Source organism: Rhizobium sp. BR 314, assembly GCF_047445805.1.
GTDB classification, from domain to species: Bacteria; Pseudomonadota; Alphaproteobacteria; order Rhizobiales; family Rhizobiaceae; genus Rhizobium; species Rhizobium lusitanum_B.
In genome coordinates this window covers 47,225-73,702 of record NZ_JARWLA010000013.1, presented here as the reverse complement: position 1 = coordinate 73,702, position 26,478 = coordinate 47,225, and the positions used below count along the sequence as shown (strand labels likewise).

The window sequence follows — 26,478 nt, the reverse complement described above, 5'->3', positions numbered from 1 at the left end:
TCTTAGCGACCCAGCCTCCTCTTCGAACCATCGATTTTTTAAGGTCTCAGATCCGCCGAGACGGATTTGCACAAAACCATAATCAGGGGGCAAATTCTCGCGAAGCTCGACATCCTGAATTGTAGTCATGCGCGGCGCCCCATAAGCAAATGGACACGCTCTACCATCCACTGCCGGCAAAAGGATGCTAGCAACCCGAAATATATTACTATGCCTAAAGCGACCAAAATCGCGAGACGCCCGAGAGCACCGAATTCGCCAAGAAAGGCCGAGCGCACATAGCCGATGCCGACGGCCATTGCCGCTGCCGCGAGTGCTGCAGGAAGCAGGCCCAAATAGTGGGCGAGCGGCGTTATTCGGAGCCTTCGCAGTAGAACAAGGTTTCCGTAAAGGCCGTAAAACAGTGCAGGTGCCGCCATGATCAGGACGGCCAGTTGCGGCGAGTTCGTCGGAATTGCGACGAGCGCACCGATACACGTTGCAGCAGCTACGGCCGAATATTGAAGCGATCGCTTGTTCATGCCAAGTGCATTCATCGCTATCGGGTTGAACCAGGAAACTGGTATCATGAGCGATGCTATCGAAACAGCTCGCAGTATCGGGGCGACCCCTTGGTATGCCTGTGGTAATAACGCGTTTGTCACATCATCAGCCACGACAATCATGCCCGCAAAGGCTGGCAATGCAACGAAGGCGGATGTCCTAATAATTGCTGTGAAGACGCCTGCTTCGGCGTGGCCGTTGCCACGCACCTTGCTCATTAGTGGAAACCATAGCGCAAATAGAGGGCTAATGATCGGGTTCTGCACAGATTCGCTAATTCGATCGGCCGCGCGAAACAAGCCGACGGTAGCACTGTCAAACCGAATTCCAAAAACCAGCACAGTGGCTCGTTGCATCGATAAGTTTATCGCAGCTATCAACCACAAGGGAACAAGCCGCCGAAATAGGTCACGTCTCGCTTCAGCGTCTGCTTTCAGGCCCGGCACCCATTGCGTGTGCAAAAACTCAAAGATCAATACAAAAAGTGTGGATGTTACCCGTTGGACCGGCAATGCCCAAATTGCTAGGGGAGAAAATGCCACCCCTATGCCTGCAATACCGCCAATGATAGTGGACAGCATGTTTCGCTTGGCAAATGTCTTGAAGCCTAGGTCCCGCATGATGATGGCGTCCATCACTGAAAGCCAGGGAGTAGCGAGAAGAAGTATACCAAAGATCGGCATATAATAACCGATAAGAGGCACATTCTCCAATTCCGCTACAATCGGGCCGGCGACCAAAAGAATGATGGCGATAGGGGCTGCGATCAGTGAGAGGGCAAGGAACGCGGCATTGAGGCTATTCTTGTCAAATGTGCCCCTTTGCAGTATCGCGTCCATTCCGGCATAGCGTCCATCTACTGCAACAAAATCGGCAACGACTGCGGACAAGGCAACCGCGCCGAAAATTGTAGGGTTGAGCATGTGCGCCAGAACAAGAAAGATAACGAAGCCGGCAACTTGCGAGAATATCGCATTGATCGCGTTCCAAACAAACGCATTTTTAAGCGCAGGAGCGATCGAGCTATCGGGCATGGCGCTTTTCCGATCCGTGTTTTGGGAAACGTGGCGCATGCACGTGCCATAATGAAAGACAAATACAAGTTTGCAGAGCTGCTATCCCTATTAAGGTTGAAGTCGCCACCAGTTAAATAGCGTCTTGATCTGCCGTTTCACGTCTTTGGCAAATGAAACCCTGGCCATTTCTCGCACGCTTGCATTGTACGGGGTTCTTCTAAGGTAGTCGTAGTAGAGCCAGATCAGTGGATGCCAGCCATCCAGCGACCACGGCTTATTATATTCGGTGAAATGAACAATCTTGGGTCGCCTGCCTGTCTTCATTTCACCTGCTGTAGCAAAGCAAGGCTTTCCCTCGTGCGGCATCAGCGTCCGCCGCTGTACGTTCCAGAGGACATCGAGTTGTGCCCAGCGTTGCCAAAAGACGACATTCAGCGCGCATTGGTCGGCATATTCTAAGTCCTCAGGGCGGTCCTGCAAAAGGTCGAGAGCCCGTTGAAAGTCGCCGTCGCGGCGGATGTTATTGAGATCAAGGACAAGAACGCCCGAATTGAAGTAGCCAAGGTGCTGAAAAGGCAGGCCAAACCGTCTTGCGAAGAGCTGATAGTCCATGCCAACGTCGCTGACCGCGCCAACAGAACGGCCGTCAAGATTTACGGCATACAATTCTCGGATATCGCCCTTCACAACCAAATCCGCGTCGAGATAGATAACTCGCTGTATGTGGGAAGGTGCGAGTTCGCCTATCATGAGGCGAAAGTATGTGGCACGACTGATGTGTCTTTTTCCCGACATTGTGAGCACCGCTGGATCGTTAATCTCTAGCCAGAGAAAACTATGACCGGATCCACAGAATTCGAACTTGGTGCGATCCTCGGCGGCTATGCCGTCATGGAGGATGAGAAAGTGAAACCGGGCCCCTGGGGCGTTGGCAGTTATCGAAGTAACAACGACAGCTGCGTGTGGTAGATATGCGAGATCCAAGCCAAAGGCGATATTGACTACTTCTTGCTCTATCCGCGCGCGCGCGCCTACAGTCTTCGTTTCCGACTGCGGTGCGACTCCAACTTGATTCTGAGATGCCCTCTCAAGCGCGTGAAACGGCTCTGCGTGTGCAAGCGCGAGGGAGGTATCGGGTATAGGCTCTTTCACTATCCTCTCCTTGTCAGTCAAAGCCGTGCTTCAAATCAACAGCGCATGAAAAGTCAAAACGCATTGAATATGCGGCCAGATTTGCCTGTCCCGTTCTCGGCCGATGGAGACACCATCAAGAAGCGTTTGTGAAAGTCCACAACGGTCCAGGCTCTTTGGCGCACGCAGCTCAAACCGAGAAAACTGCGCCAAATTGGGCTCATGAGTTCGATCAGCGACTGCCCCAACCAAGGAGCGTCACGAGGTTTCAGTCCGAATGCGAAGTTTGTATACGGCCGATTGCTACCAGGCTGATCTGGCGTTCGGATCAACAGTGCCGGTCGCCGCCGTATGCATACCTTGTACAATCACTTTCTAAATGCCTACGCATTACGCCTAGACATATAACGTGAAAATAGTGTGGTTGCAGTTATCGATGCTTGTCATGATCTCGAGAGATCGGCATGGACTGACCAATCCATCACGGCGGTTAGATCGTGTGCTCATGCGGTCTCCATAGAATATTCAATGTCCGGCCAACCGGGACATCCTTGATACGAACACCCGAGATGCTGGTTGATATATGCCGTCAATGAGCATCGACAACCGATACTTTGGTATAACGACAATGCCATTGTGTTGCCTTCTTTGCGACGCAGCCAGTCTCTGCTGTTTCAATGTCGGGATCGTCCAGTTCACCAACATGAATTGAGCTTCGTTCCTCAGGCGCCACAATCTGATTCACTCGATGAGCCGTCGAGGCAACTGCCGTGACAACACGGTGGCTAAGAGCTTTGCAACCGTCTATAGCGAGAGGGGGTACGCCGGAAGTCTGCCGCTCTCGCGACGCGGCGCGCCGTGTTCGGTTACATCGAGATGTTCTATAACCCAGAAGGCTAGTAGGTCAGGAATGGGATGTTGCCTCCCGTCGAGTTTGAGATGCAGGAGAAAATCAACCCGAGGTTTCTACGAAACTCGGGCTATTCATGCAGCGTGGATACGTTTCGGCGCATTCGTCCGGAGATGTGATATTCTGAGACTCTATCCTATACGAGCACTTATGGTGATTGGGCGTTCGTTCTACTGAGGAGTGGAAGCAACGTCTGAGCGAACCGTGGTTCGTCGCATTTAAAGATAACGGACCTGTTTGTTTATTGGGTTACCTTATGCTTGATCGACATGGGCACAATCGTCCACGCGCATGGAATCAGGAAAGTTGGCGATCGAAAGGACCGATGAACCATCCGTGGGTCGTTGGTGTGACCGATCCCCCTGCGGTTCTTACGCTTAGATAGCCAGAATTAAGCTCGCTCGAAAAAGCACGCAGATGTTTTTGACTCCAATATCGTCATATGCAATGCTCATGTTCTGCGTGAACGCGGGCAAGTCGGACATGATCAAGCGATTGGTAGCAGGTGCAATTTTTGTAGCGCTCGCCGGGTCGGCCATCGCTCAAGTGGCGCGCTTGGAAGTTCTTCCGATTTCTTCGGTGACCATTAGCGATGTGGATTTGCTGGCCGGGAAAAAGGACAGCCAATCGATCACGATTGCCGGTGAGCTACGCATCCCTCAAGGCGGCACGAACAAGCTGCCAGCCGCTATTCTGCTCCATTCCTCCGGTGGCATCGGCGGCTCGGGGAGCCCAATCGACGAGTGGTCGAAGGAACTCAACCAACTCGGCATAGCGACATTTACCGTCGACAGCTTCTCAGGTCGGGGAATTGTTTCGACATCCAACGACCAAACCCAGCTTGGGCGCCTCAATATGGCCGCCGATGCCTATCGGGCGCTTGACCTGTTGGCCAAGCATCCCCGTATCGATGCGAGCCGCATTGTTGTTATTGGCTTCTCGCGGGGCGCCCAGTCAGCATTGTATTCGGCTATGAACCGCCTCTACCGGACGCTTGGCCCCGCCAACAACCTGCGTTTTGCGGCGCATATCGCCTTCTATCCCGATTGCACGACCAGCTATCTGGACGACACCGATGTGGTCGACCGCCCCATCCGCATCCTCCACGGCACATCAGACAACTTCAATCCCGTTGCCGCTTGCCGCAGCTATGTGGAGCGCCTGACGAGCGCGCAGAAGAACGTGAAACTGGTCGAGTATCCCGACGCCTCGCACTTCTTCGACGCCCCGGCTTTCCGGACGCCAGTTACGCTGAAAGGTGCACCGACGACGCGCAATTGCCATCTTGCCGAGGCCGATGACCATCAGATCATCAATCGCGACACGCAAAAGCCCTTCAGCTATGGCGACGCTTGTGTCGAGAAGGACCCCGTGATCGCCTACAACGAGGCCGCAAGCAGCGAGGCTCATGCCTACGTCCGAACCTTCTTGACGGAAGTCCTCCGGCTTAAGCCCTGAAAATGCTTCAACCGGCAAAACGGCCAAAATAGATCAGCTGAAGTATAAACCGCGACGACGCGATCCAGCGGCGCGACGCTGACGACCGCATCGCCCAACGGAGCAAAACCTGCGCTTCTAAAAGGATAAACTGGGCAAAGCACAGTTGTCACCGACCGAGCATATCTCGATCAGCAAGGGCTGCAAATCCCTGCTTGAACTTTGTCAGCACGACCTAATCGATACTTTGGTATAGCTTGCCGTTCCGGGCCCTAGAGGGGATAGAGTGCGCCCGTGAACGCCCAACCTATGAGACTCGGGAGCATGTATGCCGGAAATTCGTCGTTCGACCAGGCACTCATCTCCGTTGTTTATCACAAGTATTGGCGCCCTTGGCGTGGTTTTCGGGGATATCGGTACTAGTCCGCTCTATACGTTCAAGACGGTGCTGGACATGACCGGAACGAGCGATCCGTCGGCGATATCCGGGGTATTGTCGCTTATCGTGTGGACCCTGATCGTGGTCACCTCCGTTAAATATGCGGGGTTTGCCATGCGCATCAACAATGACGGTGAGGGCGGTATTCTTGCGCTGATGGCGCTGCTTGGCATCAAGCGCCACGTGAGGCCCCTTGTCATCGGCTTTGGATTGTTTGGCGCGGCGCTAATCTATGGCGATGGTGCCATTACCCCGGCCATCTCCGTGCTTTCGGCGCTTGAAGGCCTCAATATCGTTGCGCCGTCGCTGCAGACCTACGTACTGCCGCTGGCAGTGGCAATCCTGCTGGGGCTTTTCCTTATCCAGCCCTTCGGCACAGCAAGAATCGGACGCGCCTTCGGGCCGATCATGAGCGTCTGGTTCTTGGTGATGGCGTTGATGGGCTTACGGGGCATCGCGCAGCACCCCGCAGTGCTATGGGCTTTGAACCCGCTCGATGGCATATCCTATCTCTTCCACCATGGCGGCATTGGCTTTCTGGTACTCGGCGGCGTCTTCCTCTGCGTCACGGGCGCGGAGGCGCTTTATGCAGATATGGGACATTTCGGTGCCGGGCCGATTAAATTGTCCTGGTCGCTTATCGTGTTTCCGAGTCTCGTCCTGAACTATGCAGGTCAATCCGCCATCGTCCTCGCCGGCGCCCCGACCGATGGCAACATTTTTTATCGCCTTTCCCCATCTGGCCTTACGCTGCCTTTAATCCTGTTGTCGACAGTCGCAACGATCATAGCCAGTCAGTCGATCATCACCGGCGCCTTCTCCATGACGCGGCAAGCCATCGCTCTCGGCTGGATGCCAAGGCTGAAGGTCATGCAAACTTCAGCAGAGGGCTATGGGCAAATTTATGTCGGAGCTGTCAACTGGCTGCTGATGATCGTCACTATCGGTCTCGCGCTAGGCTTCAGAAAGTCCGACAATCTGGCGGCGGCCTATGGTATTGCGGTCTCGGCGACGATGCTGATGACGTCGACGCTGCTCTTTATGGCGATGCGGGAGATATGGCGTTGGGGTCTGCTTGCCAGCGGTCTGGTGGCCGGATTGTTTCTGCTCGTCGATACCGCCTTCTTCGTGTCCAATCTGTCCAAGTTGCTGGAGGGCGGCTATGTGCCGCTCGTACTCGCTGCCATCGTTTATGCCATCATGTACATCTGGCATCGCGGCGTGTTGGCGATGACGGCGAGCATGGATCAAAATCCCATATCGGTGGCTGACTTCATCGCAGGTCTGTCTAAACGGCGGGTTACTCGTGTCCTTGGCACGGCAGTCTTTTTGACGCGGTCGTCGCAGAATACGCCGTCGCTGATCCAATGGTACGTCGACCATAGTCATTCGCTGCACGACAATGTGCTGACCATCACGTTGCAAACTGCATCCACCCCATGGGTATCGGCGGCGGATCGTGTCACATTCATGCAGGAAGCACCGGGCTTCTGGCGTGCTATTACTCGCTACGGCTTCATGGAGCGGCCTGATATCCCGGCGCTCGTCCAGCAGATCGCGAGCGAGCAGTGCCCAATCGATCCTAGGAACGTCAGTTATTTCATCGGGACGCAGAAGATCGTTCGGCGCGAGGATGGGCATGGATTGCCATATTGGCAGTATGCGGCGTTCGCGGCGATGATGCGCAACGGCGCCCATATGACCGACTTTTTCCAGATCCCGGTGGGCCAGCTTCTCGATCTCGGCCACGAGGTTGCCGTGTAAAGTGAGAACCTATTCATTTGCGTCGCGATTTCATCTAGTTTTTTACTTCGCCGCGCCCCGACCTCGATGTTGATACCTCCAATCCTTCAATGGTTTGACCGCGACTGAAAGGATCACCGACAATTGAAAATATGGGTCAGAATGTTGTGAAACTCGACAGGCGGGCATTTGAACGAAATCGAAATGGCCACCCGGCCTAATTTTCGTGAATTGTCGCAGCGCCTAAAGTCCGATCTCGCGGCAAGATGATGCGCCGGGCAAATCCGATGCCAAAGCCCGGACGAAATCGCCCTAGTAGTCTATTCGTCCACATACCAATCCATGACCGTTGCTGATGTTAGACCGAGGCTACTTTGTCGGTATCGTTCTGTACGGCGCGACTGGCGCCGCCGTCCTCGGGACCGAGAACGGCATAGCCGATGCTCGCGAAATGGGAGTTCACCAGCTTGAGGTCGCGCAACGTTGCCAGAAACAGGCTGCTCGAGCCGAGCAAGACTGAGGAATTGGCGCCGCCAAGGCGTGTGAGATGGTCCCTTGCAGCTGCCCGCTCCGCTTCGTTGAGGTGCCGCTTCGCATCCACCAGCTCCTGGGCCGAGCGAGGGTCTTCCGTCGCCAATGTCGACAGCGCCAGGCGAAGGTCGGCTCCGACCTCGGCTTGAATTGTTTGCAAGGCTGCCTGGTCGGCCGGATTGATCGGCCCCTGGGCGCGGCGTGAGACCTGCTCGAGGCAGCGTTCGAGGATATCGCCGGCATGCCCGAGATTGACGGCGAATTCGATGACATCGGACAGGCGGCTGGCATCGCGATCGGTAAGCTCCGATGGCTCGAGGCGCGCCAGATAGGCCTTGACGGCGCCGTGCAACATATCCAGCTCCTGCCCCAACCGAACCGCCTGTGCGATCGCCTGCTTGTCGGGCCGGGAAAGATCTGCAGGAACCAGACGCAGGAGCGCTTCGACCAGATCGCCCATGCGCAGAATTTCACGCGCGGCGTTGGCAAGAGCCAGATAGGGGGTTTCCAGCGCCGACTTGTCGAGAAAGAACGCACGCGCAGCATCTCCCTCCGACTTGATCTTTTCGGGGTAAAACTTGATCAGCAAGGACTGCGCCGGCCCCAGCAGAGCGAGGCAGACGACCGCCAGAACGACATTGAACACGACGTGGAAATTCGTGAGCACCGATGCCAGATCGGCGCCCTCTCTTTGCAGGAGATCTGCCAATGGATGCAGGAACGGCAGCGCGACGATGCAGCCGATCGCACGAAACAGGAGATTGCCGACCGGAACGCGGCGGTTGGCGGGATTGGCACCGCTGGTCTCGAATACAGGCGGCAGCGCTCCGCCAAGATTTGCGCCAAGTACCAATGCAAGGCCTGTCGTCGGCGATACGACGTCGCCGGCCGCCAGCCCTACCAGCAGCAACATCACGGCAACGCTGGAATGAGCGGCGAATGTCAGCGCCGCCGCCAGCAGAACGTCGAGGACCGGGTCACCGGTGATGGCGTCGAGGATGCTGCGCAGCACCGGAGCCGTGCTCACCGGCTGGATTGTCTGCACCAGGCCATGGAGAGCGAGCAGCATCAGCCCAAGGCCGATGCCAACCCGTCCCATATGCCGAGCGCGTCCCTTGGGGCCGCGCTTGAACGCGATATAACCGGCCAGCAGCAGCAGTGGCGAAGCGAAGGAAACGTCAAAGGAGAGCGCCTTGACGATTAGCGCCGTCCCGACATTGGCGCCCAGCATAACCGCCAAAGCGGGAACGAGAGCGAATGCGCCACGGGCGGCGAAGGACGTGACCATCATAACGGTCGCGGTGCTGCTTTGAAGCAGCATGGTGACCCCGGCGCCCGCGGCGACAGCGGCCAGACGATTGCGCAGGGCGCGGCCAAGCACGCGCCTCATATCCGAACCGAAAGCCCGTTCTATGCCGCTCTGCACCATGCGCATGCCCCAGAGGAGGAGCGCAACATGTCCCATGAGTTCCAGGATGACGAGGCTGCCGGTCATTGCACATATCCGATTGAAAAGTGGGAGCGTTCGGAAGCACGACGCCGGCGGTAGGCCCGCCGGACGTCATTGGTTGCGTGGCCTGGCATTATCGCCATGAGTGGGTTCAGCCTTGGCTGAGCGCCAGCTGGACCACACGCACGAGCACCATGCCAACCGCGACGACAAGATAGCCGCGCAGCACGATCATCCATACCCGCCGGGAGAGCGAGAACTGGATGGGCTCCAGAGCGGAAAGCGGCGGCATACGCCAGGTGGGCCGCAGCGACCGATCTTTGACGAGTTGCCGAATTTCGCCGCGGTCGACGGATCGGCTTTTCAGCACACCGGCGACAATAAGTCCCAAGAGGCCGATCAATGTACCAGCGGCAAGGATCCAGACTATCAGCGCGCCGGTAATCTCCGGGTAGAGAACGGAAGCCGTGAGAATGATGGACAGCATCACCAGCACGGCGATGACTGCGCCGGTGAACAGGTTCATGGCCTTGCCATTGACCCAGGGGCCGAGAACCGCCCTGTCATTGCACAGCAGTAGCAAGAACACAGTCGCGCTGGGCAGCAGCACACCGGCTAGGGTCTGCACGGCAAGCGTGATCAGGCCGAGCGGCGAACCCGGAATGAGCACGAGCGCGGCTGCGGCGGCAATCAGCCCGCAGTAGACGAAATAGAACCCCTTGGCTTCGCTGGCCTTGCGGTGCAGTGAATGATTGAGGGACAGAACGTCTCCGATCGCATAGGCGGTTGCAAGCGACACGGCCGCGGCGCCGATGATTGCGGCATCGATGAGCGCAATGGCAAACAATACCCCCATCGTCGGGCTTACATATTTGTCGAGCCCTGCGGCAATGCCACCGGCGTCGGTGAAGTTGCCGAATTCAGGCTGTCCCTGAAAGGTGGCTGCGCAAAAAACGATCATTGCTACAGCGCCGATCATGACCATGACGATGCCGAGCCACAGATCCGCCTTTTCATAGCCGATGAAACGCGGCGTGATGCGCTTGTCAATCACATAGCTCTGCTGGAAAAACAGCTGCCAGGGAGCCACGGTCGTACCGACAATGCCGATAATGAGCAGCAGGATGTCGGACAGCTTGCCACCAGGCAGATTAGGGATGGTCAGATCGCGAATGATCTGATGTGCCGGAACATGTACGGCCATCACGATCGGCACCAGCAAAAGGCTGCCGAGGCACAGCATCAGCGCGAAGCGTTCGAAGCGACGGAAGCTACCCGTGCTGGCGGCAATCATGGTCAGAGCCGCGGCGATGGCGACGCCGGCGATCTTCGAGACACCAAGGTAGTCGAGCGCCAGACTGATGCCGATGAATTCGGTGACGATGGTCAGCCCGTTGAGGATGAACAGATCGACGACGCTGAACGCGCCCCAGAACTTGCCGAAACGCTCGAGAATGAGGCGCGCATGGCCGACGCCGGTAACTGCGCCCAGACGCAGCACCATCTCCTGATTGACATAGAGCACCGGCACGAGCAGCAGGAGCGTCCAGAGGAGCGACGTGCCGTAGTTTTGTCCGGCCTGGGTATAGGTGGCAAAGGCGCCTGCGTCATTGTCGCCGACCATGACGATGAGGCCGGGTCCGATAATGGCCAGGAGCGTCATAAAACGTGCCCGCCATGTGGTGCGGGCGGCGACGTCTCCGTGGTTGATCGTGCCGAGCGCGCCGCGGATGTCGCCGACATGCGCCGTGTCGAGGACAGCCGATGCTGCACCATTTGTGTTCAAATTATCCATAGTCTTGCTCCCGTGCGACGGATCGCAACGTCTTCATCGATTACCTGGGGGAAGCCGCCTGCGGGACGGCCTAAACGGGCATGTCAGTCAGAAACCGGCCGCGCGGTTCAACCCGATGAGTCGGACGAGGTAGCTGGCGGCTTTTGACGGGTAAACGGTCGCAGACAGAACGCGATCAGCATGCTGATAGGGTGCGTGGATGCCGACGGCTGCCCTTCGACGCGACGGTGGGAGTATGGGATCATCGAGCCGCCCGTCATGGCGGCAAGATTGAAGATGGCGGTCATGATACTGACCTCCTCCTGGTTCGACAGTTATTCGAACCCGGGAGGCCAGTGCCGCGGGTCAACGCCGGTGGCGAAGGCCCTCACGGTCATATGGTCTACCCGGGCGTTGGGTCAGCACGGCGGCAAGGACGTTCGACGAGCGTCGACTGTCGCATTCCGTGTGCTGGCTACTAGATCGCGGGTTCATGTGGTCCTCTGTGACGTTACCCGTCCGGCAAGCCGGACGCTCCAGGATGCGACGACCCTGAATATAGTTCGGTATACTCCTCTAAATGGAACCTACAACCGATACCTTGGTATAGCTTGCGGCTCTAGCCACTAGAAGGACTAGAGTACACCCGTAGATGTCTAACCTGCGAGATTCGGGAGCATGGGACGCCGGATCCGTCGTTCGAGCGCGCACTCACCCCCTTTGTTCGTGGCGAGTATTGGCGCCTTGGGCGTGGTGTTCGTAGATATCGGCACCATACCTTCAAGACCGCGCTTAACGTCTCCATTCTGGCACACAGATGCCGTCGGGGGGCGTCCACCCCATCAGAGCCTTTTCGCCTACGATAGTGCCACATGGGCTGCAACGGCGATCATGCAGGCTCCGAACGCCAATCCTTGAACCCGCACCGCCCGAGCGGATTGAAAGCCGCCCAGGATGATCTTCCCCCCGTAAATCCAAGAGAAATGACAGGTGATGCAGACGATCAGGAACGCGACGGTAAGCTGTCCAACTTGGCTAGGTGACGAACTTGACGGATCATGAAACTGCGAAAACATGACCAAGATCATCGAATGAATCTTGGGGTTCAGGATGACTGATAGAAATCCAGCGCCGCAGCTCAACTCTGCCGCTGAGACACTGGCGGTGCAATTCGGCTTCGATGAAGCCTGGAAAAAGCCCCAAGCGAGATAGAGCAGGTAGACAATCCCTGCCCACTTCAAAACTTGATCGAATTCTGGATGTCCGTGCAGGGCGCGGCCGAGCCCGAAGCCGTAGATCAGGCACAACAAAAAATTACCGCTTTCAAAACCGATCCAGAAGGGTATTGAGCCCCAGAGTCCAGATCGTCCGCCGGAGGTGGCGAGGAGGGTGTTCCCAGGGCCAGGGCTGATGACCATGGGCACTGTATACCCCAGAAACAGAAGCCAAATTTCTAGAGTAATCATGCCCAACCTCCAACACCTCAATCTGCGCAAGCAGCGCAACATTGATTTTTCGATACCATTATTGAACATGGCTTTTGCCGAGGCGCAAAACGATCTAATTTCATGGTCTCGATAAACAGAGGTAATCGAACGTGCGCCGCTTGCCGCCCCTCGGAGCCCTTCGCGCCTTTGAGGCCGGGGCACGACATATGAGTTTCACAGGGGCTGCGGCCGAACTCTGCGTAACACAGGCCGCGATCAGTCATCAGGTTCGCCAGCTTGAAGAGTGGCTGGGCGTGCGCCTGTTCGAGCGTCGAGGTCACACCTTGCAGCTTACTACCAAGGGCGCCGCATACTTGCCGGAGTTGACAGACGCTCTTGATCGCATGTCAGCGGCGACAATGCGGTTGCGCGAGCATGAAGATGGGCCATTGCGAATTACCGTCTTGCCGTCATTTGCGTCCTGCTGGCTCGTACCGCGTCTCGGAAGGTTTCGATCCCGGTATCCTGAAATCGATCTGAGGCTGACGAGCTCAGCGGATCTGTGGAATTTTATGGATGACAGCTTTGATATTGGTATTCGTTCAGGGCTTGGCCGGTGGCACGGACTTCGGAGCGAGTTGATAGCGCGCGAGACGTTAAGTCCTGTTTGTAGCCCCGCGATGGTAACGGGATCTCCGCCGCTCCGCGAACCATCCGATTTGCGCCATGCGCGTCTCCTACATGATACGCCTAAGGACGGTTGGTCCCGATGGCTGGAGCACGCCGGCGTGACTGGAGTAGATGCCGGGGCCGGCCTTACGTTCAACGACGCAGGTTTGATGCTCCAAGCTGCCGTCAATGGTGAGGGCGTTGCCCTTGGCCGGCTAGTACTTGCTGCCGACTGGTTGGCAAAAGGGCGTTTGGTCCGTCCGTTTGAGATCGCTCTTCCCAACGATTACAGCTACTGGCTCGTTTACCCGCGCCTCGCTTTAGAACGACCTGATGTCGTGGCCTTCCGAACCTGGCTTTTGGCCGAGGCATAGCGATCCGCAATCAAGCGCGGGCGTCATAACATTAATTGCGATGTTGATGAATGGCATCGTAAACTTAACAGTCGGAAGGAATAGCGGTCTGCTGAGGCTTTCGGGATTCACGCCCGAGCGATTTGCGTCCATAGGCTCATCGCCGCAGCACGCAGCTCCCGACTGTTAAGTTTACGATGCCGCTTAAAGTACCGCAAGCGGCCCGCATAAGAATCGCTTGAATATGGCCGTGCACGTATTCCGTTTCGCATTACATCGATACTTTGATTATTGCATCGCCATTAAGAACAAGGCAGCATATTCTTCCCCGGTGCAGCAGCGGGCCGGTGGGCGTTTATGTTTCTGTGAACTTCTACTTATGGTCGGGGTGCGAAGCAGAGGGGCAGATACCGAAATGGTGACGCGTGCGCAGCAAATTGGCGTCGTTATCGGCTTGGCCATCGTCACAGCGCTGGCAATTCTTCGGGCAAGCGATCCCGAATTGCTGAGACTCGCCCGCGATTTGACATTCGACCAGTATCAGCGCCTCGTGCCCCGGACTTTCGAGAGCCAGCCCGTCCGGGTCATCGACATAGACGAAGCGTCGCTGCGCGAGTTCGGTCAATGGCCCTGGCCGAGAAACCGGATTGCCGCGCTTGTGGACAGACTTTCCGATATGGGCGCTGCCGCTATCGCGTTCGACGTCCTCTTCGCCGAGCCCGATCGCCTGTCACCACGCAATGTCGTTCGGGATGTCACCGGCATCGATCGCTCGCTGCTCAGCAAGCTGCCGGATAATGATGAGATTTTTTCCCAATCGCTCTTAGGCAGGCCGGTGGTGCTGGGCTTTGGCCTCTCCAACGAGGGACATTATCTGCCGCCGGCCAAGGCGGGCTTTGCCTATACCGGCGAAAGTCCCTTCGGTGCGCCCCCTGTAATCAAGGCCGCGACGCCGCTACAGCCGCAATTGGAAGCCAATGCCGCAGGGCTTGGCCATATCAGCCTCAATCCAGGGGCGTCATCTGCGGTGGTGCGCGAGGTTCCGCTTTTTCTCAGTGACGGCAAGCAGCTTTACCCCAGTCTCGCGCTTGAAGCGTTGCGCGTCGCACAGGGAGCCTCCACTTACGTACTCGATACAGCGCCCGGCACGCCGAATACGTTGACCCGGGCCAAAATCGGGAATTTCGTGGCGCCAGTCACGGCATCAGGAGAGCTCTGGCTCTATGTTAGCCCGGACACCACGAAACGATATATTTCGGTAAGCAAGGTCCTCGTACCCGAAAATGCTTCCGCCGATATCAGAGCGGCCATCGAAGGTAGTATCGTGTTCATCGGAACGTCCGCTTCCGGCCTCCAGGATGTGCGCACGACCGCCCTCGGCGAGAATGTGCCGGGTGTCTCCATTCACGCGCAGATCATCGAGCAGATCCTTTCGGGCCGCTTCCTTTCGCGGCCGGATTGGGCAGACGGATTGGAAATCCTGTCGATCGCCGTATTGGGCAGCCTCCTGGTGATCGTCACCACGTTCGTCAATCCTGCCGTCGCCCTTGCCTGCGGCCTTCTAATTACTTTTTTTGCCCTTGTGGCGTCCTGGATCGCCTTTCTTTACGGGGGGCTTCTCTTCGACCCGCTGGCGCCGATCGTCTCCGGATCGATCACGCATTTCGCCGCGACGGCCTTCCGCTTTCTCGTGACCGATCGGGAGCGGCGCGACGTGCGGCGGGCGTTCGGCCACTATCTCTCGCCATCTCTGCTGCACCGCATCGAGCACACGCGCAACGCGCTGCGCCTCGGCGGAGACGAGCGCGAGCTGACGGTCATGTTCGTCGATGTGCGAAACTTCACGCAGATCAGCGAAGAGATCACCCCGAGCGCCGTCGTCGCATTTTTAAACACACTGCTCGATGCACTCAGTCACCATGTCATCGCTAATGACGGCACGCTCGACAAGTTCATCGGCGACTCGATCATGGCCTTCTGGAATGCACCCGTCGATGTCTCAGACCATGCCGGCAAGGCCGTGCGGGCGGCCTTGGGCATGCGGGATACGCTTGCCCGCCTCAACAGCAGCGACGCTTTCGGCTTCGGAGACGAGCGGCAGGTCGCAATTGGGATCGGCATCCATACAGGGCTTGCATGTGTCGGCAATATGGGTGCGGAGACGCGCTTCAATTATACCGCTGTCGGCGATGCCGTGAATATTGCCGCGCGCATCGAATCCGCCTGCAAGGATATCAATTTCGACATTCTCGTATCCGAACCGACGGCGGGCTTGCTGCCCGATTGCGCTCTCCTCGAGGCGGGAGCGCTGACGTTGAAGGGAAAGAGCATGCGAACCAGGCTCTTCGCCGTGGCCGGCGATAGCCAGCTCCAAAAGTCCGCTGATTTTCTCGAACTTCAGACCCTACACAGAGAGCTTGTCGCTGCCCTGCGAACACGGTCGACGAGCCGCCGTAAACTTATCGGCGCAACAAGGCTCAAGGCGCAAGCCGTAACGACGGGACTATTGCAGGGGTTCTACAGCCAGATTTCGCGCCGGGCCGGACATTTCGTCGACGAGCCTGAAGACAAGGCGGCCGGCATCTAGCTGATGTTGCAGCCGCCGGCTAACGCTCCTCTCATGCTAGCGATGGTCATGCCCGCCATCCTGACGACCATTGTTCCTGTTCTGGCCTTGGTCGTCTTCGTCGTCATGATCGTCTCTATCATGATGATGATCATGGTCTTTAGGCGCGCTGGGCGTATTGGGTGTTGAGGCCTGGGTCTGTGGCGCAGCCGGCGTGCTCTGTATGCTCGGCGTATTGGGTTGTGCCGGAGCGGGATTGCTTGCCGGTGCGCTGCGGGGAGCTATCCCATTTGGCGGATCTTTCGTTGCCGTCGACAGGCCACATCCGCCGCTGACAAATCCCATTCGCCCTGAAAGCTGCTGATCCCCGGAGAGAAACGCTAGAGCTTTCTGATTGCCGAGTTTCTTCAGAACATCGCGAGTGACGCGGCGCGGATCAGTGATCTCGCCGTTACGCTTGGCGACCACGCAGTCGCATTGCGTCTTCAATTGCTTGCAGCCGCCCGCGCCGCAAAACTGCGCGGCGCCGTTCAAGAGAACGACCGCCGTCATGCCATTGGAGCCGACATAGAAATCGAACGCGGTTCCACGCACGCCGATCGTTCCGGCTGGGGTCACGATCTGATAGGCTGAATGATCCGAATTTCCGCTCATCCAGCGAAACGTGCCTTTCGCTGCGTTGATGGTGAGCTTTTTGACCGAGCCCGAGTCATCGAAGACGAATTTGTCGATCGTAACGGATGAGCCGGCCCCGACAGCCAATTTTGTGCCATCCCGAAATGTGAACTGTCCAAGCCCTGAAAGCGAGGTGCGAATTTGCTCGTCGCGATGGATGGGATCATCGACCGCAAGCGGGCCGCCCGCGCCCTTGACCTCTGTTTTAATCAACACCGCCTGGCCGACCGTCTCGGAAGCTTTCAAAGGCAATGGTGTGAGCAGAACGACGCTCAGCACAACGGTCGCGGCGTTACGTAGACACCACATCCCACCACCCTCCAAGATGACCTATGTTTTACCATAGGATACTCTTGAATGTCGCATCATCCATATTGAGTATAAACGGAACGGGTGGGTTGTTGCCGCGTTGCGACTGTGCGAGGATCTGATCTGTTCAACCTGGTATCGCCAAGCTTGGCAGGTGGTTACTCCTGCCTGCGAAGCAGGCCCGACCCACCGCAACCTATCGCCGATCCCTTAGTTCGGCTATTCTATGCCCCGCGTGACACACACTTCGTTCTCCCCGGCCAGACTGACCAAAGCCGAGGGACCTTCCATGCATACGACCGCGCAGCTAGATCGCCCCAAAAGTTGCAGAGGCCGTTGTCGACCGGCTTCATCTGGACGTGACCGAAGGGTCGGCGCCCTGTAGTGGCTCTGCTTGGTCTCATCCGGCCGTAGGCTTCCAAGCGGTGGGTATCGACTAGGCGTTTGTACCCGGCAGGCCGAAACTCTGCTGAAAGTAGCGCCTGAACGCGTGCATCGGACGGCTAAACTCGACGTTGGCACGCCAGGCCAAGCCAACATCCATTGGCGGAACCGGATCCTGAATATTCACGGTTTCGATCCGTCGTCCCTCCAGTGACCACGGGCGATGCACCATGTCCGAGAGGATGGCGACGCCAAGTCCGTTAGCGACCATGGACCTGACCGCTTCGATCGAACTGGTCCGCAATAGCACCCTTGGTTGATGAGGGCTTTGGCTCCAGTATCTCAGAGCGGAATGCGCCGCCTCATCTACCGTCAGCATGATATAGGGCTCTTCAGCGATTTCACGCAGGCCTATGCCATCGTGGCGTCGAAGCTCGTGCCCCGCTGGCAGCCAGAGGCGCCTGATCGAACTCAGGAGCGTCTCTGTTGTCAGCATTGGATTGAGGATGTTCGATGTCAGCAACACCGCTATATCATAGCGGTTGGTAAGAAGCCCCTCCTCGATTGCCTCGCGATTGACTTCGTAGAGCTGAATTTTCAGTTTCGGATAGAGCCGGCGGATGCGCTCTATATGCATCGGCAGGAAGTAGCCGATGACAGTATAGGTCGCGGCGACAACCAGTTCTCCCTCGATATCGCTGCTGACGAGATCGAGATGCGTCGCTTCGTCGACTTTTGCCAGAATTTCGTATGCATGTGACAGGAATTGGCGACCTGCGGTTGTCAGCTCCATCCCCTGGGGCGTGCGATTGAACAGCGATGCACCAACGGTCAACTCAAGGTCCTTGATCGCCGCTGTGATTGCCGATTGCGAGATCGAGAGGCTGACGGCCGCATGCGAAATCTGTCCGTATTCGGCTGTCGCGACGAAGTAGCGAAGCTGGCGCAGGCTCAGGCTCATATCATTCCTCCATCTGCTTATCGGGAAAACAGCGGTACCAAATCTGAATGCATGGATTGTAAACGCGTTGCTTCCCGATGTTTCCTTGCGCAGTTCTCTTATCTATTTGATTTTATGAAAGAGTTTTTGGCGTTTTTCTATGCGCTGGTATCAATTTATCAGATAATGACGCTTTGAAAATTGTATTTTTCAAATGCGAACTTTGCCTTTAGCGTTTTCCTATCGGTCCTCGGGAGGGACGTAACTGCGAGGGAAGGCATTTGAAGGAAGCTGTCGATATCAATTGCGACATGGGCGAGGCCTTCGGTCGATGGCGGATCGGCGATGCCCGGGACGAGGAGCTGATCCCGCTCATCAGTTCGGCCAACATTGCGGCAGGCTTTCACGCTGGCGATCCCAATCTCATGGATGAAACGGTCCGGATTGCCGCCGCTCATGGTGTCGCCGTCGGAGCCCATCCCGGCTACAACGATCTCCAGGGTTTCGGGCGGCGCAAAATCAACGGCACCAGCCGTGAGATCATCAATGATCTGATCTATCAGGTCGGTGCATTGCGCGAATTTGCCCGACGTTATGGCGTTCCGGTTCAGCATGTGAAGCCGCACGGCGCTCTCTATATGGAGCTTGCGGCGAACGCGGAGCTTTCACGGATTTTCATGCAGTACATGCGCACGGCAGCACCGAACACATTCGTCTTCTGCATGGATGGTTCGGCAACATGTCTTGCAGCGCAAGAGGCCGGCCAACCTGTCGTACGTGAATTCTACGCCGATAGGGATTATGGTGACACGGGCTGGATTGTCTTTACCCGAGACGTCGGGCGTCCCGATCCCAAAGCGATTGCCCGCAAGGTCGTAAGAGCCTGCACGGAGGGCGTCGTGCGAACCGCCAACGGCGTAGATATTCCGATCGCGTTCGATTCCATCTGTCTTCATTCCGATACTTTGGGCGCTCTCGATATCGTGCGTCACATGCGCGACGCTCTGGTTGCCGAGGGCATCAGAATTGCGCCAGTTTCTCAGACTTTGAACCACGATGCCGTGCGGAGGCCCCATGAGCAAACTTGAAATCAGATCACCCCTTCCGGGAACATTCTACCGGGCATCCTCTCCGGACACGCCGCCTTTCAAGGCTGACGGAGACGACGTCGCCGTAAGCGATACCATTGGCCTTATCGAGGTCATGAAGACCTTCCAGCAGATACCGGCTGGGCTCGCCGGCAGGAACATCACCTTCCTCGTTGACAATGAAGAGCCCGTCATGGCTGGTCAGATCATTGCGGAGGTGGACCCATGACGATCCGTTCGGTTCTCATTGCCAATCGCGGTGAAATTGCCGTCAGGATCATAAAAGCCGCCAAGGCGCTCGGCATCCGTACCGTGCAGGTCCATAGTGCAGCCGATGCCGATATGCTTGCAGTGAAGCTGGCGGACGAGGCGATCAATATCGGTTCTCCGGCGCCGAAGAAATCCTACCTGAACATAGAAGCGATCATCGCTGCTGCCCGTTCGGCCGGCGTCGACGCTGTCCATCCGGGCTATGGGTTTCTGTCCGAGAACGGAGATTTTGCCGACGCCGTCGAGGCGGCAGGCATGATCTTCATCGGGCCGAGCGGTGAGGCTATCCGGCTGCTCGGAGACAAGGTGGCGGCGCGCGCGATCGCCGCACGCGCCGGCGTGCCGACTGTGCCGGGAAGCGATGGCCGCATTGCCGGTATCGCCGCTGCCGAGGTGATTGCCGAGCGCACTGGTTTTCCTGCCATGATCAAGGCCGCAGCCGGTGGTGGTGGACGTGGAATTCGCATCGTGCAATCGCTGGCCGAACTCAGGGAGCAGTTTCTGCTCGCCTCGGCCGAGGCGGCGGCTGCTTTTGGCGATGGCGGCCTCTACATGGAGAAAGTCATCACCCGCGCCCGCCACATCGAGGTGCAGATCTTTGGCGATGGGCAGAATTTCGTACATTGCTTCGAGCGCGAATGCTCGCTCCAGCGCCGCCGTCAGAAGGTCTGGGAGGAGGCGCAGGCCTTCCTTCTGCCGGCTGACCTGCGTCAGCGGCTTTGCGCCAGCGCTGTCGCGCTTGCAGCCGAGGTCGGGTATCGTGGCGCGGGCACGGTCGAGTATCTCTACGATGAGGATAACGGCCAGTTCTACTTCATCGAAGTCAACACCCGCATACAGGTGGAACATCCGGTGACCGAAATGATCACCGGTATCGATCTGGTGCAAGAGATGTTCAAGGTGGCAGGCGGCGCTCCCCTGTCGCTGTCGCAGTCCGATATCCGGGTGAAGGGCCACGCCATCGAATGCCGGATCAATGCCGAGGACCCGGCCGAGGGCTTTTTGCCGGCGCCAGGCACAGTCACGTGGCTCTCCATTCCAGACGGCGAGGGCGTTCGGTTCGATACGATGCTGTATGCTGGCTATACCGTGCCGCCCTTTTACGATTCCCTCCTCGGCAAGCTGATCGTCTGGGCCGAGGATCGCATTACCTGCCTCGACAGGTTAGCTGCAGCTCTTTCCAATCTGACGATTGAAGGCTTGCCGACAACGATCCCGCTGCATCTGGCTCTCGCCCGCGACCCGTCGGTACGTAAGGGCGCGTTCCACACACGTTTTCTCGAACACTGGCTGGAGACCGAATTCACAGCGGTCGATGGCATTGCCTCGGAGGTTGCCTGATGCCAGCTCGCTTTACGTTCGGAGGGGACGAGCATCTCTTCGTCGAATGCAGTGACGAGATGTCGCTCGAAGCTTTCTTCAAGAGCCTATCGATGACCAAAGGCGTGCGCGAGAGCGTGATTAAGGGCATCACAGAAATCTGCCCTGCCAACGCCTCCTTCCAGATCAAGTTCGATCCGGATCTGATCAAGCCGGACGATCTCTTGCGCGAGATCAAGGCAATCGAGGGGGCAGCCGAAACGGCAGAGCCGGTCATTACGACCCGCATTGTCGAAATCCCGGTATTCTATAACGATCCATGGACACATGAGACTCTGATGCGTTTCCGCGAGCGGCATCAGGAGCCGACAGGCACCGATCTCGATTATGCGGCCAGGGTCAACGGCTATGGCACGGTTGAGGATTTCATATCGGCCCACTCCGGATCGCCGTGGTTCGTCTCCATGGTCGGCTTTGTCGCCGGGCTGCCGTTCATGTATCAGATGGTCGAGAGACAGCGACAGATCGAGGTACCGAAATATCTGCGCCCGCGAACGGACACGCCGCGGCTGACTGTGGGACATGGCGGCTGCTTCGGCTGCATCTATTCGGTGCGCGGCGCAGGCGGCTATCAGATGTTCGGCATCACCCCGATGCCGATCTTCGATCCCACGCAATCGACGAGTTACCTGCGTGAGTTCATGGTGTTCTTTCGCCCCGGCGACATCGTAAAATTCCGGCCGATCGACCGCGACGGTTACGACCAGGCGGTCGAGGATGTCGACAAGGGTCGTTTCGCACCGCCGATCCGTGAGGTCAGCTTTGATCTCACAAAATACCAGGCCGATATCGACGGCTACAACGCCAAGCTGGAGGCTGCCCTATATGGCCATTAAGGTTCTTCATCACGGCCTTTCCACCACGATTCAGGATCTCGGACGGCCCGGCTATTTCCATCTCGGCATCCCGGCCGGCGGCGCCATGGACAGATATGCCCTGCGGGCGGCAAATCTACTTGTCGGCAATGACGAGGGCGCCGCCGGGCTCGAAGCCGTCTTCATGGGGCCCCAGCTCGAATTTCAGCGTGATGCGTTGATCGCGGTGACCGGCGCCGACATGCCCGTCAAGATCGACGGTCAGCCCCAGCCGGGATGGACGGCACTCAGGGTCAAGGTGGGGCAGGTCGTAAGCTTTGACTTTCTCAAATCCGGGGCGCGGATTTGCATTGCCGTATCGGGCGGCATCGACGTCCCCGAAGCTCTGGGCAGCCGCTCTACCTATGTGATTGGCACGCTTGGCGGACTGAGCGGCAGGGCGGTCGCTGCCGGAGATGAGCTTCCTGTCGGTTCCGGTTCGATGGCAAGGGCAGGTCGGTCGGTTTCAGAAGAGCTGCGTCGCAAACCCGGGACGCCGGCCGAGCTCAGGGTGTTGCCGGGGCTCTATTGGGATCGGTTGACGGACGTCGCGAAGGCCAACTTTTTCGACGATCAATGGAAGGTGGCACCGGAAGCCGATCGCATGGGATATCGGTTCCGAGGCGGCCGCAAGCTTGAATTTGTTGACCGCAAACAGCCTTTCGGCGCAGGCTCCGACCCCTCTAATATCGTCGACAGCTGCTATCCCTATGGTTCGATCCAGGTGCCGGGTGGAACCGAGCCGATCATCCTGCATCGTGATGCTGTCTCCGGTGGCGGCTATTTCACGCTCGGAGCGGTGATCTCGGCCGATATGGATCTGATAGCGCAGTTGCAGCCACATACGCCAACACAGTTCGTGAAGGTCACGATGGATGAGGCGCTGGCGGCGCGCGCTGACAGGCAGGCGTTGCTTGCGCGCCTTCGTGCGGCCCTGGCTTAGAAGGGGCGGCAGATGATCGCCACCTCGAATCGAGGTTTCCTCGACGGATGGAACACGGTCGAGCCTGCCYAGGCCTCACTCAAGGACGCGGGTGAGATAGGCGGCCGTCGCCCCAGGCCCGGGAATGATGGCGACGATCTTCATTTGCGCGATTGTACGGTTGACGGAGGCCTCCAGATGGGTCTCCATCATCGCCGCGGCAGCCTTCACGGCACCCCGCAACAGCAGTTCGACGATCAGGCGCAACTCGGTGATGATAGCAAGGTCACCAGGCAGGCCGAGCCGCCTGAGCAGTCGTCCGGTCGCCGACACCGGCAGCAGGTTGTTACGGATGGATTCCCTCAGCCGTTCGTTCGGCGTCGCCAGAATGCAGATGTCGATGAAGTCCGCATGAATGGTTTCCTGCAGCGAAAGATCGTCGGCCGCTTCGCGGCGCTCCAGGTCGCAAAGGCGCAGAAACAGATCGTTCAGCCGTTCTCGATCGACCCGGCCGGCACCGGCAACCAGGGCCTGAGGTTCCAGCATTCCGCGCAGCCCGTAATGATCCTTGATCATCTGCGCCGTCAGCGGACCGGCGATCCAATGGGACGACTGGTTCTTGCGTACGAGACCGCGTTCGCGCAGGCGAGTCAATACGTCGCGCACGACGGTGCGGCTGACGTTGAAATGATCGGCAAGCTCGATCTCGATAATGCGATATTGGCCGAAGACGACACAGCCGGCGACATCTGCCTCGACGGTATTGTAGATGCGCTCCCAGGAGGAGCGGCTCTGCAGGGCCTCGTCGGCGTGGCGTGGAATGGTCAGGCCGAGCGTCTTGATATCGGTGCGGTTCGGTTCGATACCCCGGCCTGCAGGGCCGACAAGATAGCCGCGTCCGTCGAAACGATGGACCAAGCCTTCGCTTTCCAGCGTCTGCAGCGCCCTTTGCACGGGCGCGCGCGAAATCTGAAGGATATCGGCGATCGGCCCCTCGAGCAGCACCACGCCTTGCGGCAGCGTGTTGTCTTCGATGTTGCTGCGCAGAACATCCTCGGCGATCTCGTAGCGCTTTTGCGCATTGGGGCGCGCTCGGTCTTCGGTCATCTGATGCAATGGACTCACGTCGTTCTGATGCCTCACTCTTACGCGATTTGCCGCGCCAACAAAGCGCAAAAATAAATGACTATTGAATACAAAATATGTTTTAATTCGAAATTCTGATCGGTGATTTTGCGGAGCCCGTCAGCAATTGGATTGGGTCGGCGCCTGCTGCCGGGCTATCTACCAGCGGACATATCGCGGCTTTATCGCCTGCGAAACGCCATATTCGCGCCTATTTCGCACTCCCGACGCCCGCTGCCGGGACCCTCCTTGCCGCTAGTTCGAGTTTGGCTGATTGAAAGATTTCAGCTTTCAGAAAAAGTCTATTGAATACAAAAATCGTTTATGCAATGCTCTTTATATCAAGGCGCTCGTCAGAAGCGCCGTAGGTGGAACTCTTTGAAACGCCAGGGAACATCTCTTTGACGCGCATGTGATCATGTGCGAGCGCAGACCGACGGCTGATGTCTGGACCGATACGGTCCCGGCGATGACGGTGCTTTGCCTGGAGGATGGTCCTTGCCTGGAAACTGGTAGGAAATCGGTGTCGACCGTTCTTCAGCTCAGCCAAGTCACCAAGTCCTATGGCGCGTCAGCCGCGCTGGACAGGGTGGATTTCTCCTTGCCCAACAATGCCTATATCTCGCTGCTCGGGCCGAGCGGCTCCGGCAAGACGACGCTGCTGCGCGTTATTGCCGGCTTCGAAGAGCCGGATGCCGGGTCGATCCTCTTTCACGGCAAACGGCTCGATGGTGTGGAACCACATGATCGCGGTATCGGCTTCGTCTTTCAGAACTTCGCTCTGTTCCCGCATCTTTCCGTCGCCGAAAACGTTGCCTTTGGCCTGTGCAACCGCAAGGTCGATCCGGTGACGGATGCGCGTGTCCTGGCAAAGAGGGTTCAGGATATGCTGTCGCTGGTCGGCCTAAAGGGATTTGACGATCGCGCCGTCACGCAAATTTCCGGCGGTCAGCGCCAGCGCGTCGCCCTGGCACGTACGCTGGTCACTGAACCGAAAATGGTGTTGCTGGACGAGCCGCTCGGTGCGCTCGATGCCAATCTGCGCGGCCGTATGCGCAGCGAACTCAAGATCATCCGCGAGCGCTGCGGCGTGACGTTCCTGCATGTCACGGGCAGCGAAAGCGAAGCCTTGGCGATGGGAGATCTGGTGCTCGTGCTCGATCATGGCCGCATCGCACAGGCAGCCGCGTCCGATGTCATCTACAATCGGCCGGCGACGGCAGCGGTTGCCCGCTTTCTCAATTGCTACAACCTTTTCGCCGGCGATGTCGTCGAGGACGCTTTCGTCGGGCCATCCGGCCGTTTTCCCCTAAATGGATCGCGCAGGAATGCACCGCGCCCGGGCTATGCCATCCGCTACGATCGCGTTTCGATCCGTCCCCGCGACGCAGAGTTCACGGATGATGAGGTGCGCATCGAGGCTGATTTCATCGCTAGTGAATATTCCGGAGCGGCGGTCAATTCCTTCTTTGCGCTCGATGGTGGCCACGTCTTCGAAGTCGAATCCCATCTCAGCCACGCCCGTCCGCCGGCTTTTGTCGAGAAGGACCGCTATGCGCTGGTCTGGAAGAAGGAGGACGCCCTTGTCTTCGGTTGATGCAAGCCCCTCGAAACCGCGCGGACCGTCCAAGGAGAGCGAGATATGACCATGATCGCGACAAGTGAGGAAGCCGTGCAGGAAAGCCCAACGGTGCGCCGGAAGTCGAGCAAGACGCTCTGGCTGCTAGCGCCAGGCATGATCTGGATGGTGGCCTTCCTCGTCCTGCCGATCTTGATGATGGTCTATGTTTCCTTCTGGACGCAGACGACCTTCAAGATCGAGCCGACGCTGACATTGCAGAGCTGGATCACCTTCCTGACAAGCGCTACCTATCTCGGGGCGCTCTGGACGACCATCCGCATCTGGCTGCTGGTGCTGCTATCGACGCTCCTTGTCGGCTATCCGGCGGCGCTCTTCGTCGGGCTCCTTATCAAGAACAAGACGCTTCAGACCGTGCTGCTGGTGCTCTGTGTCATTCCGTTCTGGACGTCCTTCCTGATCCGTGTCCTTGCCTGGCGGCCGATGCTCGGCACCGAGGGTGCGATCAACATGATCCTGATGAAGTTCGGCATCGTGCATCACCCGATAGAAGTGCTGCTGTTTTCGGAGCTGTCCGTCATCATCGGCATGACGCAGATCTACTGCGTGTTCATGGTGGGGCCGATCGCCTTTATGATGGGCCGCATCGACGCTTCGGTGATCGAGGCGGCGCAGGATCTCGGTGCAGGTTTCTGGCGCATCTTCCGCACAATCATCCTGCCGCTTTCCATGCCGGGCGTGGTGGTGGGTGCCATCTTCGTCTCGGTTATGGTTCTCGGTGAGTTCGCAACGTCCGCCGCCCTGTCCGGCCGCAAGGTCAATCTGCTGGGCAATATCATCGTCACCCAGGTCGGTTCTCTGAAATGGGCCTTTGCCGCCGTCGCCGGCGTTGTCCTGACGATCATCATGGGCGCTGTTGTCGCCGCCCTGCTCAAGGTCGTCGACCTCAGAAAGGAGCTCTGA

General features: G+C 57.8%; 20 protein-coding genes. 11 read left to right on the top strand and 9 right to left on the bottom strand.

What is annotated here, in order from left to right; genetic code table 11:
- Positions 1–125: 125 nt before the first annotated feature.
- Positions 126–1,577 carry an oligosaccharide flippase family protein gene (locus QD461_RS17795; RefSeq protein WP_414088935.1) on the bottom strand — a complete coding sequence of 484 codons (1,452 nt, stop codon included), beginning with the start codon at positions 1,575–1,577 and terminating at the stop codon, positions 126–128.
- Positions 1,578–1,667: 90 nt separating this feature from the next.
- The gene (locus tag QD461_RS17790; RefSeq protein WP_414088934.1) at positions 1,668–2,711 is read right to left on the bottom strand and encodes a glycosyltransferase family 8 protein; all 1,044 of its coding nucleotides are present in this window, start codon (positions 2,709–2,711) and stop codon (positions 1,668–1,670) included.
- 1,372 nt (positions 2,712–4,083) lie between these two features.
- Between QD461_RS17790 and QD461_RS17785 the strand changes: the two genes are divergently transcribed.
- Both QD461_RS17785 and QD461_RS17780 read left to right on the top strand, forming a co-directional pair.
- Complete coding sequence (locus QD461_RS17785) at positions 4,084–5,058, top strand: dienelactone hydrolase family protein (protein WP_414088933.1); 975 nt, start codon at positions 4,084–4,086, stop codon at positions 5,056–5,058.
- Positions 5,059–5,365: 307 nt separating this feature from the next.
- On the top strand, positions 5,366–7,240 hold the full coding sequence (locus tag QD461_RS17780; protein ID WP_414088932.1) for a potassium transporter Kup: 1,875 nt from the start codon (positions 5,366–5,368) through the stop codon (positions 7,238–7,240).
- A gap of 337 nt (positions 7,241–7,577) precedes the next feature.
- Here QD461_RS17780 and QD461_RS17775 read toward each other — a convergent pair whose 3' ends face one another.
- From QD461_RS17775 to QD461_RS17760, 4 genes are all read right to left on the bottom strand, one after another.
- Entirely contained in the window at positions 7,578–9,245 is a 1,668-nt protein-coding gene (locus tag QD461_RS17775) for a Na/Pi cotransporter family protein (RefSeq protein WP_414088931.1), read from the bottom strand.
- A gap of 106 nt (positions 9,246–9,351) precedes the next feature.
- Positions 9,352–10,995 (bottom strand): NRAMP family divalent metal transporter, encoded by a 1,644-nt coding sequence (locus QD461_RS17770; RefSeq protein WP_414088930.1) that lies wholly within the window; start codon positions 10,993–10,995, stop codon positions 9,352–9,354.
- A gap of 107 nt (positions 10,996–11,102) precedes the next feature.
- Positions 11,103–11,282 (bottom strand): hypothetical protein, encoded by a 180-nt coding sequence (locus QD461_RS17765; RefSeq protein WP_414088929.1) that lies wholly within the window; start codon positions 11,280–11,282, stop codon positions 11,103–11,105.
- A gap of 549 nt (positions 11,283–11,831) precedes the next feature.
- Positions 11,832–12,440, bottom strand: coding sequence for a LysE family translocator (locus QD461_RS17760; protein ID WP_414088928.1), 609 nt, complete (start codon positions 12,438–12,440; stop codon positions 11,832–11,834).
- A 131-nt stretch (positions 12,441–12,571) separates the two neighbouring features.
- Here QD461_RS17760 and QD461_RS17755 point away from each other — a divergent pair, with 131 nt between their 5' ends.
- A complete protein-coding gene (locus tag QD461_RS17755) occupies positions 12,572–13,444 on the top strand; it encodes a transcriptional regulator GcvA (protein ID WP_414088927.1) in 873 nt (290 codons plus the stop codon).
- A 394-nt stretch (positions 13,445–13,838) separates the two neighbouring features.
- Positions 13,839–16,010 (top strand): CHASE2 domain-containing protein, encoded by a 2,172-nt coding sequence (locus QD461_RS17750; RefSeq protein ID WP_414088926.1) that lies wholly within the window; start codon positions 13,839–13,841, stop codon positions 16,008–16,010.
- 36 nt (positions 16,011–16,046) lie between these two features.
- On the opposite strand, the gene QD461_RS17745 is transcribed toward QD461_RS17750, so the two are convergent.
- Together QD461_RS17745 and QD461_RS17740 are read right to left on the bottom strand one after the other, a co-directional pair.
- Positions 16,047–16,973, bottom strand: a complete 927-nt coding sequence (locus QD461_RS17745; RefSeq protein WP_414088925.1) for a FecR domain-containing protein — start codon at positions 16,971–16,973, stop codon at positions 16,047–16,049.
- Positions 16,974–17,409: 436 nt separating this feature from the next.
- Positions 17,410–18,318 carry a LysR family transcriptional regulator gene (locus QD461_RS17740; protein WP_414088924.1) on the bottom strand — a complete coding sequence of 303 codons (909 nt, stop codon included), beginning with the start codon at positions 18,316–18,318 and terminating at the stop codon, positions 17,410–17,412.
- A 260-nt stretch (positions 18,319–18,578) separates the two neighbouring features.
- Here QD461_RS17740 and QD461_RS17735 point away from each other — a divergent pair, with 260 nt between their 5' ends.
- The 5 genes from QD461_RS17735 to QD461_RS17715 are packed head-to-tail and all read left to right on the top strand — an operon-like array spanning position 18,579 to position 22,832.
- Positions 18,579–19,385, top strand: coding sequence for a 5-oxoprolinase subunit PxpA (locus QD461_RS17735; protein ID WP_414088923.1), 807 nt, complete (start codon positions 18,579–18,581; stop codon positions 19,383–19,385).
- Entirely contained in the window at positions 19,372–19,614 is a 243-nt protein-coding gene (locus QD461_RS17730) for an acetyl-CoA carboxylase (RefSeq protein ID WP_414088922.1), read from the top strand. The genes QD461_RS17735 and QD461_RS17730 overlap by 14 nt, the downstream gene beginning before the upstream one ends.
- Entirely contained in the window at positions 19,611–20,996 is a 1,386-nt protein-coding gene (locus QD461_RS17725) for an acetyl-CoA carboxylase biotin carboxylase subunit (RefSeq protein WP_414088921.1), read from the top strand. The genes QD461_RS17730 and QD461_RS17725 overlap by 4 nt, the downstream gene beginning before the upstream one ends.
- The gene (locus tag QD461_RS17720; RefSeq protein ID WP_414088920.1) at positions 20,996–21,871 is read left to right on the top strand and encodes a 5-oxoprolinase subunit B family protein; all 876 of its coding nucleotides are present in this window, start codon (positions 20,996–20,998) and stop codon (positions 21,869–21,871) included. Before QD461_RS17725 ends, QD461_RS17720 begins: the two co-directional genes overlap by 1 nt.
- Entirely contained in the window at positions 21,861–22,832 is a 972-nt protein-coding gene (locus QD461_RS17715; RefSeq protein WP_414088919.1) for a biotin-dependent carboxyltransferase family protein, read from the top strand. The genes QD461_RS17720 and QD461_RS17715 overlap by 11 nt, the downstream gene beginning before the upstream one ends.
- A gap of 75 nt (positions 22,833–22,907) precedes the next feature.
- Here QD461_RS17715 and QD461_RS17710 read toward each other — a convergent pair whose 3' ends face one another.
- Positions 22,908–23,918 carry a GntR family transcriptional regulator gene (locus QD461_RS17710; protein ID WP_414089022.1) on the bottom strand — a complete coding sequence of 337 codons (1,011 nt, stop codon included), beginning with the start codon at positions 23,916–23,918 and terminating at the stop codon, positions 22,908–22,910.
- 541 nt (positions 23,919–24,459) lie between these two features.
- On the opposite strand from QD461_RS17710, the gene QD461_RS17705 reads away from it, so the two are divergent.
- A complete protein-coding gene (locus tag QD461_RS17705; RefSeq protein ID WP_414089021.1) occupies positions 24,460–25,533 on the top strand; it encodes an ABC transporter ATP-binding protein in 1,074 nt (357 codons plus the stop codon).
- A 45-nt stretch (positions 25,534–25,578) separates the two neighbouring features.
- A complete protein-coding gene (locus QD461_RS17700) occupies positions 25,579–26,478 on the top strand; it encodes an ABC transporter permease (protein WP_414088918.1) in 900 nt (299 codons plus the stop codon).